This is a genomic window from Pusillimonas sp. T2 (assembly GCF_002236805.1).
Classification (GTDB): domain Bacteria; phylum Pseudomonadota; class Gammaproteobacteria; order Burkholderiales; family Burkholderiaceae_B; genus Neopusillimonas.
Genome location: NZ_NIQA01000004.1, coordinates 127,972 through 145,101 on the forward strand (window position 1 = coordinate 127,972; position 17,130 = coordinate 145,101).

16 protein-coding genes and 1 tRNA gene are annotated in these 17,130 nt (G+C 57.7%); 13 read left to right on the top strand and 4 right to left on the bottom strand.

What is annotated here, in order from left to right:
- The first annotated feature begins 17 nt into the window (after positions 1 to 17).
- From PuT2_RS08755 to PuT2_RS08770, 4 genes are read left to right on the top strand one after another with little or no spacing between them, the layout of a single operon-like run.
- Positions 18 to 1,367, top strand: a complete 1,350-nt coding sequence (locus PuT2_RS08755) for an adenosylmethionine--8-amino-7-oxononanoate transaminase (RefSeq protein WP_173862529.1) — start codon at positions 18 to 20, stop codon at positions 1,365 to 1,367.
- Positions 1,364 to 2,569, top strand: a complete 1,206-nt coding sequence (gene bioF, locus PuT2_RS08760; protein ID WP_093970661.1) for an 8-amino-7-oxononanoate synthase — start codon at positions 1,364 to 1,366, stop codon at positions 2,567 to 2,569. Before PuT2_RS08755 ends, bioF begins: the two co-directional genes overlap by 4 nt.
- Positions 2,556 to 3,257, top strand: coding sequence for a dethiobiotin synthase (gene bioD, locus PuT2_RS08765; RefSeq protein ID WP_093970662.1), 702 nt, complete (start codon positions 2,556 to 2,558; stop codon positions 3,255 to 3,257). The genes bioF and bioD overlap by 14 nt, the downstream gene beginning before the upstream one ends.
- On the top strand, positions 3,254 to 4,243 hold the full coding sequence (locus tag PuT2_RS08770; protein WP_093970663.1) for an NADPH:quinone oxidoreductase family protein: 990 nt from the start codon (positions 3,254 to 3,256) through the stop codon (positions 4,241 to 4,243). Before bioD ends, PuT2_RS08770 begins: the two co-directional genes overlap by 4 nt.
- On the opposite strand, the gene cls is transcribed toward PuT2_RS08770, so the two are convergent.
- A complete protein-coding gene (gene cls, locus PuT2_RS08775) occupies positions 4,227 to 5,681 on the bottom strand; it encodes a cardiolipin synthase (RefSeq protein ID WP_093970664.1) in 1,455 nt (484 codons plus the stop codon). The genes PuT2_RS08770 and cls overlap by 17 nt on opposite strands.
- 120 nt (positions 5,682 to 5,801) lie before the next feature.
- Between cls and PuT2_RS08780 the strand changes: the two genes are divergently transcribed.
- The 6 genes from PuT2_RS08780 (at position 5,802) to bamC (ending at position 9,834) form a co-directional block, all read left to right on the top strand.
- Positions 5,802 to 5,877: transfer RNA gene (locus PuT2_RS08780), tRNA-His, on the top strand.
- A 162-nt stretch (positions 5,878 to 6,039) separates the two neighbouring features.
- Positions 6,040 to 6,279, top strand: coding sequence for a DUF333 domain-containing protein (locus PuT2_RS08785; RefSeq protein WP_093970831.1), 240 nt, complete (start codon positions 6,040 to 6,042; stop codon positions 6,277 to 6,279).
- Between the two features lie 144 nt (positions 6,280 to 6,423).
- Positions 6,424 to 7,050 (top strand): L-threonylcarbamoyladenylate synthase, encoded by a 627-nt coding sequence (locus PuT2_RS08790; protein WP_093970832.1) that lies wholly within the window; start codon positions 6,424 to 6,426, stop codon positions 7,048 to 7,050.
- Between the two features lie 23 nt (positions 7,051 to 7,073).
- Positions 7,074 to 7,724 (top strand): site-2 protease family protein, encoded by a 651-nt coding sequence (locus PuT2_RS08795; RefSeq protein WP_093970665.1) that lies wholly within the window; start codon positions 7,074 to 7,076, stop codon positions 7,722 to 7,724.
- Positions 7,725 to 7,807: 83 nt separating this feature from the next.
- Positions 7,808 to 8,710: a 4-hydroxy-tetrahydrodipicolinate synthase gene (gene dapA, locus PuT2_RS08800; RefSeq protein ID WP_093970666.1), complete on the top strand. Its 903-nt coding sequence runs from the start codon at positions 7,808 to 7,810 to the stop codon at positions 8,708 to 8,710.
- Positions 8,711 to 8,718: 8 nt separating this feature from the next.
- Positions 8,719 to 9,834 carry an outer membrane protein assembly factor BamC gene (bamC, locus tag PuT2_RS08805; RefSeq protein ID WP_173862530.1) on the top strand — a complete coding sequence of 372 codons (1,116 nt, stop codon included), beginning with the start codon at positions 8,719 to 8,721 and terminating at the stop codon, positions 9,832 to 9,834.
- 1 nt (position 9,835) lies between these two features.
- Here bamC and cysG read toward each other — a convergent pair whose 3' ends face one another.
- The 3 genes from cysG to mutS form a co-directional block, all read right to left on the bottom strand.
- Positions 9,836 to 11,332: a siroheme synthase CysG gene (gene cysG / locus PuT2_RS08810; RefSeq protein ID WP_093970668.1), complete on the bottom strand. Its 1,497-nt coding sequence runs from the start codon at positions 11,330 to 11,332 to the stop codon at positions 9,836 to 9,838.
- A gap of 123 nt (positions 11,333 to 11,455) precedes the next feature.
- Positions 11,456 to 12,640, bottom strand: a complete 1,185-nt coding sequence (locus PuT2_RS08815; protein ID WP_093970669.1) for a cupin domain-containing protein — start codon at positions 12,638 to 12,640, stop codon at positions 11,456 to 11,458.
- Positions 12,637 to 15,282, bottom strand: coding sequence for a DNA mismatch repair protein MutS (mutS, locus tag PuT2_RS08820; RefSeq protein WP_254046984.1), 2,646 nt, complete (start codon positions 15,280 to 15,282; stop codon positions 12,637 to 12,639). The genes PuT2_RS08815 and mutS overlap by 4 nt, the downstream gene beginning before the upstream one ends.
- A gap of 227 nt (positions 15,283 to 15,509) precedes the next feature.
- Here mutS and PuT2_RS08825 point away from each other — a divergent pair, with 227 nt between their 5' ends.
- From PuT2_RS08825 to PuT2_RS16120, 3 genes are read left to right on the top strand one after another with little or no spacing between them, the layout of a single operon-like run.
- Positions 15,510 to 16,262: a GntR family transcriptional regulator gene (locus tag PuT2_RS08825; protein ID WP_093970670.1), complete on the top strand. Its 753-nt coding sequence runs from the start codon at positions 15,510 to 15,512 to the stop codon at positions 16,260 to 16,262.
- Positions 16,259 to 16,633 (top strand): aldehyde dehydrogenase family protein, encoded by a 375-nt coding sequence (locus tag PuT2_RS16115; protein ID WP_093970671.1) that lies wholly within the window; start codon positions 16,259 to 16,261, stop codon positions 16,631 to 16,633. The genes PuT2_RS08825 and PuT2_RS16115 overlap by 4 nt, the downstream gene beginning before the upstream one ends.
- On the top strand, positions 16,630 to 17,106 hold the full coding sequence (locus tag PuT2_RS16120; protein WP_093970672.1) for an aldehyde dehydrogenase family protein: 477 nt from the start codon (positions 16,630 to 16,632) through the stop codon (positions 17,104 to 17,106). The genes PuT2_RS16115 and PuT2_RS16120 overlap by 4 nt, the downstream gene beginning before the upstream one ends.
- Positions 17,107 to 17,130: the final 24 nt, after the last annotated feature.

Here is a 17,130-nt window from a genome sequence, read left to right on the forward strand (position 1 = left end):
GGCACGGGGTGACCGGCGTGGCTGACCTCGCGTCTTCCGATACCGATTGGGTAGCTCGCAGCCTGCGTAGTGTCTGGCATCCGTGTACTCAAATGCAGCACCACGAAACTGTGCCGTTAGTGCCAGTGGCGCGCGGGCAGGGGGCTTGGTTGTTCGACCACGATGGGCGCAGGTTCCTCGATGCCATCAGCTCATGGTGGGTCAACTTGTTCGGGCACGCCAATCCACGTATCAACGCGGCGCTAAAAGATCAGCTCGATCGTCTTGAGCACGCCATGCTGGCGGGGTTTACGCACGAGCCGGTTGTCATGTTGTCCGAGCGCTTGTCGGCGCTGACATCAGGGCGGTTGGGGCACTGTTTTTATGCCTCCGACGGCGCCTCTGCCGTCGAAATTGCCCTAAAAATGAGCTTCCATTATTGGCGTAATACGGGGCGCTTGGCCAAGCAAAGCTTTGTGTGTCTGGAAGGCAGCTATCACGGCGAAACCATCGGGGCGCTGGCCGTAACCGATGTGGCCATTTTCCGTGATGCTTACGGGCCGTTGCTTGGGCGTGCGCATGTGGTGCCGTCGCCCGACCCGCGCCATATCAACGCGGCCACTCCGGCGCAGGCAGCCGAACAGGCGCTTGCCTCGGTGCAACGCCTTTTCGAAGATCAGGCCGACACCATTGCCGCCATCATCGTCGAGCCCCTGGTGCAATGCGCCTCGGGCATGGTGATGTATGACGCAAGCTATCTGACGGGGTTGCGGCGATTGTGCGACCAATATCAGGTGCACCTTATCGCAGACGAAATTGCGGTGGGTTGCGGGCGTACAGGCACGTTTTTTGCATGCGAACAGGCCGGCATATGGCCTGATTTCATGACCTTGTCCAAGGGGATCAGCGGCGGCTATTTGCCTTTGTCGCTGGTCATGACGCACGATACCGTCTATCAGGCGTTTTATAGCGATGATATGTCGCGGGCATTTTTGCATTCTCACTCGTATACGGGGAATCCGTTAGCGTGTCGGGCGGCGCTGGCTACGCTCGATATTTTCGAACAAGATAACGTACTGCTCACCAATCGCGATAAGGCCGCCAAACTGACCCAGGCTCTGGCGCCGGTAGCGGCGCATCCGCGGGTGCGGCATTTCCGTCATATGGGCATGATCTGGGCATTCGACGTTCACTTCGACGACGCAGCCCAGGCCAAGGCGTTTTCAAAAGCTTTCTTTACAACAGGCTTGTCGTACGGGCTGTTGGCGCGCCCCATTGGCACGACCGTCTATTTAATGCCGCCCTACATACTCGACGACACTCAGATCCGCTTTCTGGCCGACGCGGTGCTGGCCGTGTTGTGCCAAGTCATAGGCGCAACGCGATGACGCTGCACGACAAGGTGTTGCATCGTCTACAGGCGCTCGATGACGCCGGCTTGCGTCGTCGGTTGCGTGTGGTCGATACCCCATGCGGGCCTTATGCTCGCGTCGACGGCCGGGAGTTGCTGGCGTTTTGCAGTAACGACTATCTTGGTCTGGCAGCTCATCCGCAAGTCATACAAGCCTTGCAAGAGGGTGCTGCTCTTTATGGGGCCGGCAGCGGTGCTTCGCATATGATCAGCGGGCATTCTCGTGCACACGCCTTGCTCGAAGATCGTTTGTCGGCGCTTTATGCGCCGTTCATTGATCAGGCGCGTGCATTGTATTTTTCTACGGGCTATATGGCCAACCTTGCGCTGCTGACTGGTTTGGCGCAGGCAGATGATTCGGTTGAGTTCTTTTCAGAAGGTCTTAATCATGCTTCGCTGATTGATGGCATGCGTCTGGCACGGGTGCCGGTGCAGGTATATCCGCACGGCGATGTTGAACAGCTCGAGCAGATGCTGAAAGAAAGCACCGCATCAACGCGCATTATCGTTACCGACAGCGTGTTCAGCATGGATGGCAACCTTGCGCCGTTGCGTCAGCTCGACGCGCTGGCCCAAGCCTACGATGCCTGCCTTGTCATTGATGATGCCCACGGTTTTGGCGTGTTGGGACACCAAGGGCTGGGGGCGCTGGAGCATCTCGATTTGCGCTCGCCCCGCGTTGTTTATATGGGTACGCTAGGGAAAGCAGCCGGCGTTAGCGGGGCGTTTGTTGTGGCCCACGCACATATTACCGAGTGGTTGGTGCAGCGCGCGCGTCCTTACATTTACACCACGGCGTCGTCGCCTGCGGTGGCTCATGCCCTGATGACAAGTCTAGATATTTTGACAGCTGATGAGGGGCGGGAAAGACGCGAGACCCTGGCATCGAACGTTCGTCGTCTTCGCGAGCTGCTGTACCTGCAAAAGTGGTCTGTACCACCAACTGATACCGCCATCCAGCCTGTCATTATTGGCGCCAACGCTGCAGCAATGCAGGTATCGTCTTTTTTGTTAACGCAGGGGTTGTGGGTGCCGGCGATCCGTCCGCCAACTGTTCCACCCGATACCGCCCGCTTACGCGTTACGCTATCGGCAGCGCACGATATAGACGATGTTTCTCGTCTGGCACGCGCGCTGAACCGGGCAGAGCGAGAGTTCTACGATTATGAGTCTTACTAAGGCGCCACTTAAGTTCGCCTGTTTCGTGACCGGTACCGACACCGAGATCGGCAAAACTTTGGTTGCGGCGGCCCTTATACATGGCTTGGTCAAGCGGGGGCTGTCTGTGGCGGCCATGAAACCCGTAGCGGCAGGAACCGAGCGCAGGCAGGGGCGCGTGTCGAACGAAGATGTGGACACGTTGTTGGCTCAGGTCAATGTGCAGTTGCCCGCCGATCTTGTCACGCCTTACTTATGGGACGAGCCCATTGCCCCGCATATCGCCGCCGCCAAGGTCGGTAAGGTCATGGCGGTCGATGTGGTTCTTGATGCATATCGCCAGGTGAGCAGAGCCGCGCAAGCCGTTATTGTCGAAGGCGCCGGGGGCTTTTGTGTGCCTTTGTCCGACACGCAAGACATGGCCGACATGGCGCGTGCGCTCGGCCTGCCGGTAGTGCTGGTGGTAGGCTTGCGCTTGGGGTGTATCAGTCACGCCGTGCTCACTGCCGAAGCGGTGCGTGCGCGTGGATTGTCGCTTTGCGGCTGGGTCGCCAATACGGTTGACCCTGCGATGCCTTATCAGGCCGAAAACATTCAGACGCTTCAGGCCCGGTTGGGCGCGCCATTGTTAGGGGTGATTCCGCGTTTGCCCGAGGCCGATCCGGCGCTTGCTGCTTCGTATCTCGATTTTGCCTCGTTGTCGATATGAAGGCGTTGGTATGCGAACAGTTTGGCGCGTTGGACAACCTGCGGCTTCAGTCGGTGTCATCTCCAACGCCTGGGCCGGGGCAGGTCGTTGTTCAGGTTCACGCCGCATCGCTTAACTTTCCTGACGTGCTGATGTGTCAAGGCAAGTATCAGGTCAAGCCGCCATTACCTTTTTCGCCCGGCGCCGAGGTGGCGGGCGTCGTGTGCGAGGTAGGTGCGGGCGTGACCGATTGGCAACCGGGCGAAGCCGTCATGGCTTCAACCGGTTATGGCGCGCTGGCCGAGCAATGCGTTGTCGACGCGGCGCGTTTGGCCCGGTTGCCTGCCGGGATGTCATTCGCTCAGGCGTCGGCCATGGTGGTGACTTACGGAACGGCGCTTCATGCCTTAAGAGACTGCGCGGGTTTACAAGCGGGTGAAACGGTTCTGGTACTTGGTGCTGCCGGTGGGGTTGGGTCGGCCGCGCTGCAGGTGGCTCGTCAGATGGGCGCACGCGTCATCGCTGCAGTTTCGTCTGAAGCCAAGGCGGCCCTTTGTCGTCGGCAGGGCGTTGATGCCGTGTTGATCTACACCGAGCCGGCGCAACTCAAGTCCCAGATTGGTGCACTCGCTGGCGAAGGTGGCGTACAGGTGGTTTTCGATCCGGTGGGTGGAAACTTTGCGCTGCCCGCGTTTCGTTCTTTGGCTTGGGGCGGCCGGTATTTGGTCGTTGGGTTTGCAGCGGGCACTATTCCGGCATTCCCATTGAATTTTGCCTTGCTGCAGGCGCGTCGCGTATTGGGCGTGTACTGGGGCGAAGTAATCCGTCGTGACCCGGCCGCGTATCAGGCCGTTTTGCGTCAGTTGTGCGACTGGGTTACGGCCGGCCTTATTGCGCCGGTTATTAGTGCCGAAATCGGGCTTGAACAAGCCGTCGAGGGGCTTAAAGCCATCGAAGCCCGGCAGGTGAGGGGCAAAGTGGTGGTCAAATTTACAGATACGGACTAGCTAGCCAGATCACTTTGTTGCGCAATTTTTTGGCAAAGGGCAGGCCCGACAGTTTTGACAGGGTCAGCGGCTCACTGTTGTTGATTTCGTCATCAATGATCGACGAAATCTGCAATGCAATGTCATGGCTGTAAATCTCGATATCAAGCTCGAAATTCAGCCGCAGGCTGCGAGGGTCGAGATTTGACGAGCCCACATACGACCAGGCTCCGTCGATAGTGATCAGTTTCGAGTGGTTGAAACTGCCTTGGCATACCCATACATTGCAGCCGCTTTTGATCACCTGATCGATTTGCGCCATCATCGCGTAGTTCACCAGGCGCAGATTGTTTTTGCCTGGGATGACAATGTCGACCCGGATGCCGCGACGCGCTGCCGTGTTGATGGCACCGAGTAAGGTGGCGTCGGGCAAAAAATAGGGCGACTGAATGCGGACGTGATGCTGGGCAACCGCTAATGCCCCCAGCAGCATGCTGTGGTTGCTGCCCAGGCTTCGGTCCGGGCCCGATCTGATACTGCGTGCGGGTACCGTGGGCTGGGGAGGCGTCCACTCTTCGGCACACCATGTTTCGTAGGGCAGTGCTTCTCGTGTGGTGAACTTCCAGTCGTGGGCAAACACGGTCATCAGCTGCTGGACAATCGGACCTTCGAACCGGAAGTGGGTGTCGCGCGCGGGCGGGCGGCCGTCATCGCCTTTGACGAACGCTTCCCGAATATTCATGCCACCGGTAAACCCGATTTTCCCGTCGATTACCAGAATCTTTCGGTGGCTGCGCAAATTAGCGTAAGGCATGCGCATGCCCAGTGGGTTGGTCATGAAGAGCGCCGTTTTTATACCCAGTTTCTTCAATAGCCGCGTAATGGGCGGGCGCGAATATTTTGCGCCGACTGCGTCAATCAGCACTCTGATTTCAACGCCTCGGTCTTTGGCGCGCGCCAGTGCCTGCGCTATTTTTTGGCCTTCGGCATCATTGTCGAAAATATAGGTTTGCAGTGCAATCGAGCGACATGCATTGTCGATGGCGTTGATCATGGCCGGGTAGGTTTGGTCCCCACCCGTCAGCATTTGTACGTGGTTGTCTTGATGCAGGACAAAGTGGCTGACCCGATCGCCCAGCGTGCGCAGCGAGGCAAATTGCGGCGCCGAATACGGGGTAACATCGGCCAGCGGGGGCAAGTCGACCTCGGCATAATCGCGCAGCGATGCGTCGCGTTGCTGCGAAATTTGGTCCTTGCGGGTGCGGTTGATGCCGGCAATGATGTAAAGCAGGGCGCCAAAAAAGGGCGATAGCATGATGACCCCGACCCAACCGATAGCCGCACGGACATCGGTTTTAGTCATGGCCGCATGTATGGCCGCCAACGCGCCAATGATCAGGCTCAGGGCAAACGCCACATGAGGCCAGTATTCTGCAAACAGTGCTTCAAATGCGGTCATATTCCGTGGCTCAGGGTAATAAGGGTCGGCTTGGGGCAAGTATATAGAAAGTCAAACGCGGGCATGCCACGTGTTTTTGCAAAATTTAAAATACCTATGTTAGAATAGCGTTCTTTAGTGGTGACCGTAGCTCAGTTGGTAGAGTCCCGGATTGTGATTCCGGTTGTCGTGGGTTCGAGCCCCATCGGTCACCCCAGAATTTAAACGGGTTTCGTGCAATTTGCCGAAACCCGTTTTGTTTTTGTGTTGTCGTTTTGACCTGACAAGAAATTGGCGGCTTCGGTCATGCCGCGCTTGCAAGCGGGGTATGGGCGTTGTCGGCGCTAAAATCCCGTACAACATCAAACCGGGAGGGGTTATGCGTAAACTAGGGTTTTCAGTGATTGCTGTGTTGATGGCTTCGGGATGCACCATTTCGGGGCCTGACCCAGCACTTTCCATTGGCATGCCCAACCCAGCGTCTGTGTATTGCATAGAGCGGGGCGGCACCCTCGACATTCATCAGCGTCCAGACGGTGACGTGACGATGTGTGTGCTTTCTGATGGCTCGAAAGTTGAAGAGTGGGCGTTTTATCGGCGCAATCATCCACAGCAATAACATTAACGCCTGCCCTTACGCGTACCCTTTTATTTCCGGGTTTTCTTCTTGCGTTGCATCATGCGCAACGAGGACTTACACTTGGCCGGCTGTGCTGTGCGTTTTGCGTGTGCAGCAAACCTAACGTATTCGTGTGTACCGCCCATGGCCCAGTTATTTACCGTTCACCCTCAAAATCCACAACCCCGGTTACTCAAGCAGGCTTGTCAGCTTATTGAAAAGGGTGGCCTTGTCGCCGTGCCTACCGACTCTAGTTATGCGGTTGTGGCGCACCTTGACGACAAGGCGGCAGCCGATGCCTTGCGCAGGTTGCGTGGGCTCGATGAACGCCATCACCTTACGCTGCTGTGTCGTGACTTGGCCGAAATCGGCCATTTCGCGCGAGTCGACAATCGTCAATACCGCTTTCTCAAAATGGCGACGCCAGGGCCCTGGACGTTCATTCTCGAGGCCACGCGCGAGGTGCCCCGCCGGGTTTCGCATCCATCCCGTAAAACCATCGGTATCCGAGTGCCCAATAACCCGGTTCTGCTCGAGTTGTTGGGTCATGCCGGTGCGCCGTTGCTGTCAACCACGCTTATCCCCGAGGGGGAAGAAGACCCGCTCAACGACGCACAAGACATTGCCGACCGTTTCGGGCATGCGTTGGCGGCAGTTATCGATGGCGGGGCCTGCCCGTTGCAGCCTACAACAGTGATTGATCTTACCGGCGACGAGCCCGTCGTATTACGGCGCGGGCAGGGCGATCTGTCCAGTCTGGGTCTGGACTGACGTTCAATTTTTAAAAAGCCTGTATGGAATCCATCATTCAAACCATTACGGTGTATGCGTTGCCAGTACTTTTTGGCATTACGCTGCACGAAGCGGCCCATGGCTATGTGGCGCGCATGTTCGGTGACCCCACCGCGTATCAACTGGGCCGGGTCAGCCTGAACCCTATCCGGCATATCGACCCGATAGGCACTATTGCCGTTCCCCTGTTTTTATTACTGACGACAAAATTGATGGGCGGGGCAGGCCTTTTGTTCGGCTGGGCCAAGCCGGTGCCTGTCGATTGGGGGCGTTTGCGCCATCCCAAGCGGGACATGATGTGGGTCGCCCTGGCAGGGCCGGGTTCGAACATTGTCATGGCCATTATTTGGGCGCTATCGCTGCGTTTGTTCATGTCCACGGGTATGGCGCCCGACGATTTCTGGGTCCGCATGGCCATTGCCGGTATTCAGGTCAATTTGGTGCTGATGGCGCTTAACTTGCTGCCTTTGCCCCCGCTGGACGGGGGCAGGGTTGTATTCAGCTTGCTGCCCGACCGCCTGGCGTATCAGTACGCCAAAATCGAGCCCTACGGCATGGTTATACTTATTGTGCTGATGCTGACCGGCGCTTTGTGGGTGCTGCTGCAACCCCTTTTAATGTTGGGGCAGGGCATTGTTCGCTGGTTTCTATAAAAAACCCAGACGGGCAATATCTGTTTGGCGGCTAATCCGTTAAACTTGCAGGTTACTGTGTATTCTCGGAGCTAATACTCATTATGGTCAGTACCGAAACTGCGATTCCAACGTTTCAGGGTAGTATGGTTGCGCTTGCAACCCCCATGCACCCTGATGGCAGCCTCGACCTGCCTGCGTATCGCAAACTTATCGATTGGCACGTGCAAGAAGGCACTGATGCGCTGGTCGTTGTGGGTACCTCCGGCGAATCTCCCACAGTCAGCATGGAAGAACATGCCGACCTCATTCGTATTGCCGTCGAGCACGCCGCAGGCCGTATTCCCGTGATTGCCGGGGTGGGGGCCAACTCCACCTCCGAGGCCATCGAGTTATCTGAATACGCCCTCAAGGCAGGCGCCCAGGCGGGTCTGTCTGTTGTGCCTTATTACAACAAGCCTACCCAAGAAGGCATCTATCAGCACTTTCGCACTATCGCCGAGGCTGTGGATCTGCCCGCTATTGTGTACAACGTGCCCGGCCGTACGGTAGCCGACATGTCCAACGATACCGTGTTGCGTCTGGCACAGGTGCCGGGCATTATCGGCATCAAAGACGCCACTGGCGATATCGCACGTGGCGCCTGGTTGCTGCATCATAAGCCCGCTGGTTTTCAGGTCTTCAGCGGAGACGACCCCACCGCAGCCGCCCTTATCATGCTGGGCGGCCATGGCAATATCTCGGTTACAGCCAACGTGGCGCCACGTCTTATGCACGACCTTTGCGCAGCAGCGCTTGCCGGTAATGTGGCTCGCGTGCGCGAACTAAATGGGCGTCTTGTTCAGCTGAACAAGGTGCTGTTTATCGAAGCTAACCCTATCCCCGTCAAGTGGGCCATGGCCGAAATGGGCTTGTGCCAGGCGGGCTATCGTTTACCTTTAACTCCCTTAAACGAGCAGTACCACGCCGTTGTGCGTAATGCTTTAAAAGACGTGGGCTTAATTTAATGATCAAGATGCGCTTAAACAAACGCTTTACCGCCCTTACCCTAGGTCTGGGCGTGGCTTTGCTCTCGGGTTGTTCGCAACTGAACCAGTTCATGGGCTCCGAAGATGCCGTCAACTACAAAAGTACGGTAGCTGGCGATCCGCTCAGTATTCCGCCCGACCTGACTCAGGCCAACCGCGACGCTCGTTATCGTGCGCCTGAAGGCACCACGACGTTCAGTCAGTACGCTGCTGCGCAACAAGAGCGCGGCCCCAATACCGGCGCCCAAAACATTTTGCCCAAGGTCGACGACGTCAATGTCATGCGCGATGGCGACATTCGTTGGCTGGTGGTTAATCGCCCCGCTGAAGCGGTTTACCCACAGGTTATCGAGTTCTGGGGTGAACAAGGCTTCACCATCAAAACTCAAGACGCGCAGGCCGGCCTCATCGAAACCGACTGGGCCGAGAACCGCTCAAAAATCCCCGAAGGCTGGATCAAATCTGCGCTGGGCAGCATTTTCGACCAGGTTTTCGACAGCGGCGAACGCGAGCGTTTCCGCACCCGCATCGAGCGTCTTAACGGCAAGACCGAAATTTATATCAGCCACCAGCAAATGGTTGAAACCGGCACGGCCGATAACTCAGGCTGGAAATGGACAGCCGGCAAAGAAGACCCTAATCTGAATGCGGCCATGCTGGCGCGCCTGATGGTTTTCTTGGGTACTGATGTTCAGTCGGCCCAGCAAAAAGTAGCCAGTGCTCAAAAAGATGCGGCTATGCCTACTGTTGAACCCGTGGCTCCCGACCAGGCGGCCATTACGTTGGGCGAGTCTTTCGATCGCGCCTGGCGTCGTGTGGGCGTTGCCATTGACTCCGCCGGCTTCTACGTCGAAGATCGCGACCGCTCGGCAGGTGAGTACTTCGTGCGCTACCTCGATACCGATACTGGCCAGAAAATCGAGCAACCTAATTTCTTCAGCCGTATGTTCGGTGGCAAGGGCACATCCGAGCCCAAAACCTTCCGTATTCGTGTCGCTGATCAGGGCTCAAGCTCGGTGGTGACCGTGCTCGACGCAAACGGTCAGCAAGACAACTCCGATACCGCCAAACGAATCATCAGCGTGTTGTCTACCAATATGTAAATCAGGCAGTGGCCAGTTCGGTCTGGGGTTCTTCCAGCGTCTGGCCAAACCATTTAAGTTGCGGGCCCAGCCCGGCAACTTTACCCACGATAAGCAACGACGGCGCCTTCATTTGGTGCCGTTTTGCTTTTTGCGGTAGGTCTAGCAATTGCCCATAAAGGGTACGCTGGCCTGGGCGTGTTCCGTTTTCTATTAGTGCAAAGGGCGTGTCTGCATCTAGCCCTTGGGCCAACAGACGTTGCGTCAAGGACTCGAGTTGGCCAACACCCATATAAAATGCAAGGGTTTCGTTCGGCGTTATGGGTTTGGCTGATAACGGTGCACTGGGTTGGGCGGGCGGCACGCCGTGTTCTGTATTGTGGTCTGGTACGTGGCCATTGTTTGCTTGCGCTTGCGGCAATACAGGGGCTTCTTGCTCGTGTGCCGTTACCAGCCGCATCGATTGCGCGTGGTCGCGGTGGGTCAGAGGCACCCCGGCATATGCAGCGCACGCCAGTGCGGCGGTAATGCCCGGCACGACTTCGTAGTCTATGCCGTGTGCAACCAGGTACTCTAATTCTTCGCCGCCTCGGCCAAATACAAAGGCATCACCGCCTTTCAATCGGACGACTGTCTGCCCGTTGGCTGCATGTTCGACCATTAGCGTGTGAATTCGGCGTTGGGTAGCGTCGTGATCTTCGCCAGGTCGTTTCCCTACTGAAATTTGCGTGGCGTCTCGTCGCGCCAGGTCGAGAATTTCGGCGCTGACCAGACGGTCGTACAGAATGACATCGGCTTCGTTCAGGGCGCGTAGCGCTTTCAGGGTCAGCAGGCCAGGGTCTCCTGGGCCTGCTCCCACCAAAATGACTTTGCCGGGTCGGTCTACTGATGGTTGGGCCAGGTGCTGCGTCAGTAGTTGCTCGGCCTCGTCGCCCCGGTGCTGGCGCAGTGCTGCGGCAACCGGGCCGTCAAGCAGTTCATCGTAGAAGGCGCGGCGCGCGCGCAGGTCGGGGCGTTGGGCCTTGATAGATTTACGATGCTTTTCTGCCAGCGTCGCCAGGGCGCCCAGGCTATGGTCAAGCAGGGTCTCTAGTTTCTCGCGGATGCGCCGGGCCAGTACTGGCGCTTGCCCTGAAGATGACACCGCAATGATCAGTGGGCTGCGATCGACGATGGAGGGTACCTGAAAAGAAGAGAGCTCTGGGTCGTCGACAACGTTGATGAGTAAACGACGCGATTGGGCGGCATCGGCAATATGCGTGTTGACATGGCGATCGTTGGTGGCGGCGATGACCAGCCACTTCCCGTCTAGCCAGTCCGGGGTGAAGACGTCTTGTATAACCGTGACTTTGCCCAGTGCTTGCCAATGTCTGATAGTCGGGTTTAGTGCGGGCGCGCCGACTGTAACGCGGGCGCGCGTCTTGAGCAGTGCGGCAATTTTTCGCTCAGCGACTTCTCCGCCACCAACGACGAGCACATCCCGGTGATCAAGACGTGCAAACAACGGGAAGAGCTTCATGACGGAATTCCTGGAAGTATGTGACTAAACGAACAAAGCCCATTCTAGGAAGAATGGGCTTTGTCACAAACGACCAGATAACTATGTCGATATGCCTGGCAGATATTAAAGAACGGCGCTTTGTTAAATAAGGTAATGAATCCAGCCGTCGTCGAGCCAGGCATTCAGCGTATCCAGGGCCTTGGCTGAGAGTCGCGCTTTGCGCAGGGTACTACAACTGATCTGCCGATCGTCGGCCAGTTGCCGAAGCCAGGGCTTGGCTGAAATGGATGCCACTTCGCCATTAATGAAGACGTTGTTGTCCCGGTACATCAATCGGCTGCAACGATCGAGCTTCAGCAGGCCTTCGTCGGGTATCCCGTCCAGCAGATCCAGAGACTGGTCTCCTGGTTGGAACCACGCGGCCTGTGACGGCTCTGTCAGCCATTGCCCTAAAAAGCGTGCCGCCAACTGAGGGGTGAACGGCACGCGACGTACCGCCTCAAGCGCTGCGTTGATCAGGGCTTCGGGCAGCTCAGCCGGGTGTGTTGTTGCGGGTATGCCGCGATCTTTGTAGCGCGCGTCGAGCGTAGGGCCGGGCAGGGGCGGGCTGGCATACAACCCGCCGGTGTCGCCCAGTTTGGCCATGATCTGATCGCCGGCCGCATCCAGCAACCCGCGCGCCAGTGCGCCGGCGGTTGGGGCGCGAAACCCGATAGATATTGTCATGCAGTCGCCCTGCGCTACGCCGTCGTGGGCGATATGCGGCGGCAAGTAAAGCATGTCGCCGGGCTCTAGCACAAAGTCTTCTTCGGCCTGAAAGTGCGACAGAATTTTAAGCGGCAGGCCAGGCACTAAAGAGAGGTCTTTCTGACCACTGATTCGCCAATGGCGACGTCCTACCGCTTGCAACAGGAATACATCGTAGCTATCGAAGTGCGGCCCCACGCCGCCACCGTCAGTCGCAATGCTGATCATGGCGTCATCTAGACGCGCGTCACTGATAAACCGGAACTGATGCATCAGTTCTGCCATGGCGTCGTCGTGTGCATCGACATTCTGAGCCAGAACCGTCCAGTTGGGCTTGCGTGCGCCGGGCAAACGCTCAAGCGGGCCGCTCTTCATGTGCCAGCCTTGTTCATCATGCCAGATCAACCGGGATTCGACTTCTTCGCGCTTGACCAGGGCCTTGATGTCGGCGATGGAAAGCGATGGCTTGAAACCGGGGATGGCTTGTCTGATCAGCAGGGGCTTGCGCTGCCAGTACTCGCGCATGAACGTGTTGGGGCTGATGCCGCCCAACAGTGGCAAAGGGTTTTCCAGTTTCATGATAATTGGGCTCGCAATTTGTATAGCAGGTCCAGCGCTTCGCGCGGGGTCAGCGTGTCGGGGTCAACTTGCTTGAGGGTGTTGTGTAGTTCGGTCAGGACGGGGTCCGCGGCGTCTGGGGCAAGTGCAGGGGCACTCTGCGCCTCGGCTTGATCCGTCTCGGGCTCGACCGGGCTGAACAAGTCGAGTTGCGGTTGTGCCGCACCAACCGATTCGAGCCTGGCCAGTTCGCGACCGGCATGACGAATGACGGCAGCCGGAATACCAGCACGCTGCGCTACCTGTATACCGTAGCTTCGACTGGCCGGGCCGGGCTGAACCTCGTGCAAAAACACAATGCCTGACGCCGATTCGGCCGCAGCCAGGTGCACATTGACGGCGCCCGCGGCTTCGTTCGGCAAGCGGGTGATTTCAAAATAGTGCGTGGCGAAAAGGGTCAGTGCCTGATTGTGCGTCAGCAAGCGGTGAGCAATTGCCCAGGCCAGTGCCAGGCCGTCGTAGGTCGACGTGCCGCGTCCGATTTCGTCCATCAGAACCAGGCTGTTTGGCGTACTCGCCGACAGAATGGCAGCCGCTTCCGTCATTTCCATCATGAAGGTCGAGCGCCCGCCGGCCAGGTCATCCGCAGCGCCGATTCGGGTAAAAATGCGGTCGACCTGGCCAATGGTTGCCTGTGAGGCAGGTACAAAACTGCCGACGCGCGCGAGCAGAACGATAAGTGCAATCTGGCGCATGTAGGTTGACTTACCGCCCATGTTTGGGCCGGTGATCAGCAGCATGCGTCTGTCGGGGCCCAGCTCGCAGTCGTTGGCTATGAATCGTTCGATGCTGTGTTCGACCACGGGGTGGCGACCCTGTTCGATGACAATGGCGGCGCTTTCTGACAGCTGCGGTGCAACCCACTCATTGGCCATGGCGTGCTCGGCCAGCGCGGCCAGCGCGTCGATGCGTGCAAGAGCCTGAGCGCATGCAGAGAGGCCATTGACGTGCGGCGCCAGCGTGTCAAGCAGGCTTTCGTACAGAAACTTCTCGCGAGCCAGACTGCGGTCTTGCGCAGACAGCACTTTGTCTTCCCAGCCTTTCAGTTCGGGCGTAATGTAGCGCTCGACGTTTTTCAGGGTTTGGCGTCGGCGGTAATCGTCGGGGACTTTATCGGTTTGGCCTTTGCTGACTTCAATAAAAAAGCCGTGCACTCGATTGAATTCGACGCGTAGGTTGGCAATGCCGGTGCGTTCCCGCTCGCGCGCTTCCAGGGCTACCAGAAACTCGCCACTGTCTGTCGCCAAACGTCGAAGCTCGTCGAGCGAGTCGTCGTAGCCGTCGGCGATCACACCACCGTCTCGGATCATGAGGGCAGGTTCGGCCGCAATGGCTTTCTGCAGCAGGGTCGTCAGGCTGTCTTCTAGGCCGAGTTGTCGGGCCAACGCGCTCAGGCCGGCATTGGCCTGGAAAGAGGACAAAAGTTGCTGCTGCAAGGGGGGGATCACTTGCATGGCATCGCGTAAGCTGGCTAGTTCTCGCGGACGCACCGATCTTAAGGCGATGCGGGTTGCAATGCGTTCGATATCCGGAATTTTTCGGAGCGTTTGCCGCAAGGCATGCAGCGGGGCGGGGGCGCTGAACTGGTCTGAACCGGCGGCGGGCGACAGCAGGCTCTGAATAATGCTTTGTCGTTCGATGACGGGATTATTGTCGCGCAGTGGGTGATGTAGCCAGTAACGTAGTAGGCGGCTGCCCATTGGGGTTTGGCAGTGATCCAGCGTTGAAAACAGGGTTGGGCTGTCTTCGCCCGACAGGGTTTGGGTGATCTCCAGATTCTTGCGGGTTACCGGGTCCAGAACCACGTATTGCCCGGCACGCTCGACACGCAGGCTTTGTATATGGCTCAGGGTCTGGCTTTGTGTGCGGCTGACATAGTGCAGCAAGGCGCCTGCTGCGCCAATGCTGGCGGGCTGATCTGCCAAGTCGAAGCCGGCCATCGAGTCAACGCCAAAATGCGACTGCAGGGCTGTTTGTGCGTTGTCGAGCTCGAAATGCCATACAGGCATGCGGCGTGTCGATGTACTGTCGCCCATGGTTATGGGTTGTTGCTCCGGGAAAATCAATTCGGCGGGCGCAATTCGGTGCAGTTCGGTGTCCAGCATTTCGGGGTCGCACGAGGTAACGGCAAAGTCACCATTGGCCAAGTTCATCCAGGCAACGCCAGCCGTCTTGGTGCGTTGCTGTGACATTACCCAAGCGGCTGCAATCAGGCGGTCTGCTTTGGCCGGCAGCAGGGCTTCGTCTGTCAGTGTGCCGGGTGTGACGATGCGCACAATCTGGCGATCGACGGGCCCTTTGCTGGTGGCTGGGTCACCAATTTGTTCGCAGATGGCCACCGACTCACCCAAGGCGACCAGTCGCGCCAGATAGCCTTCCATGGCATGAAATGGTACGCCGGCCATGGGGATAGGGGCACCGTTCGATGTTCCCCGTTTAGTGAGTGTCAAGTTCAGCAAACGCGCCGCACGTTCGGCGTCGTCATAGAACATTTCGTAGAAGTCACCCATCCGGTAAAACAGCAGATGCGATCCGGCCTCTTCTTTAAGGCGCAAATACTGGCGCATCATGGGGGTGTGGTTGTCGTGGTTGGTTACTGTCATTGCGTAAAACGATGAGGGTCCGGTGTGGCCGCAGAGTGGGTCCGACAGTATATCTGCCCCGATGCTCGTGCTGTGCATGGCTTCGGATCTCGGTGTACCAAAATCCTTGTTGGTATACCGAAGTTAGATTTTTTATGTGTTTTAAGGCAAAAAATAGCTTCTTGGTATACATCTTTTTTATTTTGGTATACATTAATGGAAAATTAAAAATGACATACAGAGACAACATGACCGATAACAAGCGCATCGATACGCAAACCACACGCCTGGTCGTCCGTTTACGCGACATGATCATGAAGGGGGAGTTCAAGCCGGGTGAGCGGCTGGTCGAAGCTGTGCTGTCCGACCGTCTGGAAGCCTCGCGCACGCCGGTTCGCGCTGCGCTCATGACCCTAGAAAAAGAAGGTCTGGTTGAGCGTGCCCGTGGCGGCTATGTGGTGCGTACGTATACGGTGCGCGAAATCTCCGAGGCCATTTCGGTGCATGCCTGTCTGGAGGGCATGGCCGCGCGGCTGTTGGCCGAGCAAGGCCTGACGCGCGAACTCGACGACGCCCTGCAGGCCTGTCTCGATGAAGGCGACAAGGCACTGCAGCCGAACGAATTCAGTATGGAAGACATTGCTGCGTATTTGTCAGCCAATGTCAGGTTTCATAACCTGATCGTAGAGGGGGCCGGCAATCGGGCGCTGCAAGAAACGCTCGAGTTTCTGGATCGCTTCCCGTTCGCGTCCGCTGGCGGGATGCTGCCTTTCCAGGCCAAGCACACGGCCGACGGCGACAGTGTGATGCGGTTTGCCCAGCGCCAGCACCACATGTTGGTCGAGGCCTTGCGAAAAGGTCAGGGGGCACGTGCGGCCGCTCTGGCAGAAGAACATCGACAAATCGCACTTTTCAATCTACGGCACGCCACGCGCCATGCCGATGACAACCAAGATGTCATTCCAGTGCTGCGTGCTGCCGCCCAAGGAGACGCTAATTGATAACTGCAGTACACGACGCCTTTGCCGACTACCGGCTGTGGGAAGGCAAAGCTTTGCTCGACGGCTGGAACACCACGTTAGGCGGCCGCTTTGACGTCATCGAGCCGGCCACGGGTCAGGTGCTTCACACCATTGCATTGGCCAACGAAAAAGATATTGCCGAAGCCACTCGTATTGCCAAGGCGGCCCAGCCTGCGTGGGCGGCCACGCCTTTCGAAGCTCGTGCCGAGGTTTTTCGGCGCGCGGCTGACCTGATCGATAAAAATCGCGACGCCATCAAGCCGCGCTTTATCCGGGAAACCGGCAGCGTGTCGCCCAAAGTCGATTTTGAACTGGGGTTGGCCATTGGCATGTTGCGCTCGGGCCAGTGATTAATGCGCGTCAGCTGCAGCGTATTGATGGCATTGTTAAAGACACCGTCGCTGCCGGGGCAACCCTGCGTGCCGGGGGCCGTTACGAAGGGCTGTTTTACCGGCCAACTGTACTCACGGATGTGCGCCCGGGCATGCGGTCGTACGAAGAGGAAGTGTTTGGTCCGGTGACATCAGTGGTCACGTTCTCGACTGATGACGAGGCGATTGCCATTAACAATGCGACTGAATATGGCTTGTCTTGCGGCATTCTCACGCAGTCGCTCGAGCGAGCCATGTATGTGGCGCACCGTGTCAATACCGGAAAAGTTCACATTAACGACCAGACGGTCGGCGACGAACCCTGGGTGCCGTTTGGCGGCTCGGGCGCTTCGGGTAATGGTGGGCGCCATGGCGGCCCCGCCAACTGGGAAGAATTCACGCAATGGCAGTGGATCACGATGCAGGATAAGGCCATGCCTTATCCCTTCTGACAACAACACAGAGACCTTCAACGA

Coding starts and splice junctions, on each gene's coding strand:
- bioF (WP_093970661.1), top strand. CDS start 1,364: ATGACGCTGCACGACAAGGTGTTGCATCGTCTACAGGCGCTCGATGAC.
- bioD (WP_093970662.1), top strand. CDS start 2,556: ATGAGTCTTACTAAGGCGCCACTTAAGTTCGCCTGTTTCGTGACCGGT.
- PuT2_RS08770 (WP_093970663.1), top strand. CDS start 3,254: ATGAAGGCGTTGGTATGCGAACAGTTTGGCGCGTTGGACAACCTGCGG.
- cls (WP_093970664.1), bottom strand. CDS start 5,681: ATGACCGCATTTGAAGCACTGTTTGCAGAATACTGGCCTCATGTGGCG.
- PuT2_RS08785 (WP_093970831.1), top strand. CDS start 6,040: ATGCGTAAACTAGGGTTTTCAGTGATTGCTGTGTTGATGGCTTCGGGA.
- PuT2_RS08790 (WP_093970832.1), top strand. CDS start 6,424: ATGGCCCAGTTATTTACCGTTCACCCTCAAAATCCACAACCCCGGTTA.
- PuT2_RS08795 (WP_093970665.1), top strand. CDS start 7,074: ATGGAATCCATCATTCAAACCATTACGGTGTATGCGTTGCCAGTACTT.
- dapA (WP_093970666.1), top strand. CDS start 7,808: ATGGTCAGTACCGAAACTGCGATTCCAACGTTTCAGGGTAGTATGGTT.
- bamC (WP_173862530.1), top strand. CDS start 8,719: ATGCGCTTAAACAAACGCTTTACCGCCCTTACCCTAGGTCTGGGCGTG.
- cysG (WP_093970668.1), bottom strand. CDS start 11,332: ATGAAGCTCTTCCCGTTGTTTGCACGTCTTGATCACCGGGATGTGCTC.
- PuT2_RS08815 (WP_093970669.1), bottom strand. CDS start 12,640: ATGAAACTGGAAAACCCTTTGCCACTGTTGGGCGGCATCAGCCCCAAC.
- mutS (WP_254046984.1), bottom strand. CDS start 15,282: ATGACAGTAACCAACCACGACAACCACACCCCCATGATGCGCCAGTAT.
- PuT2_RS08825 (WP_093970670.1), top strand. CDS start 15,510: ATGACCGATAACAAGCGCATCGATACGCAAACCACACGCCTGGTCGTC.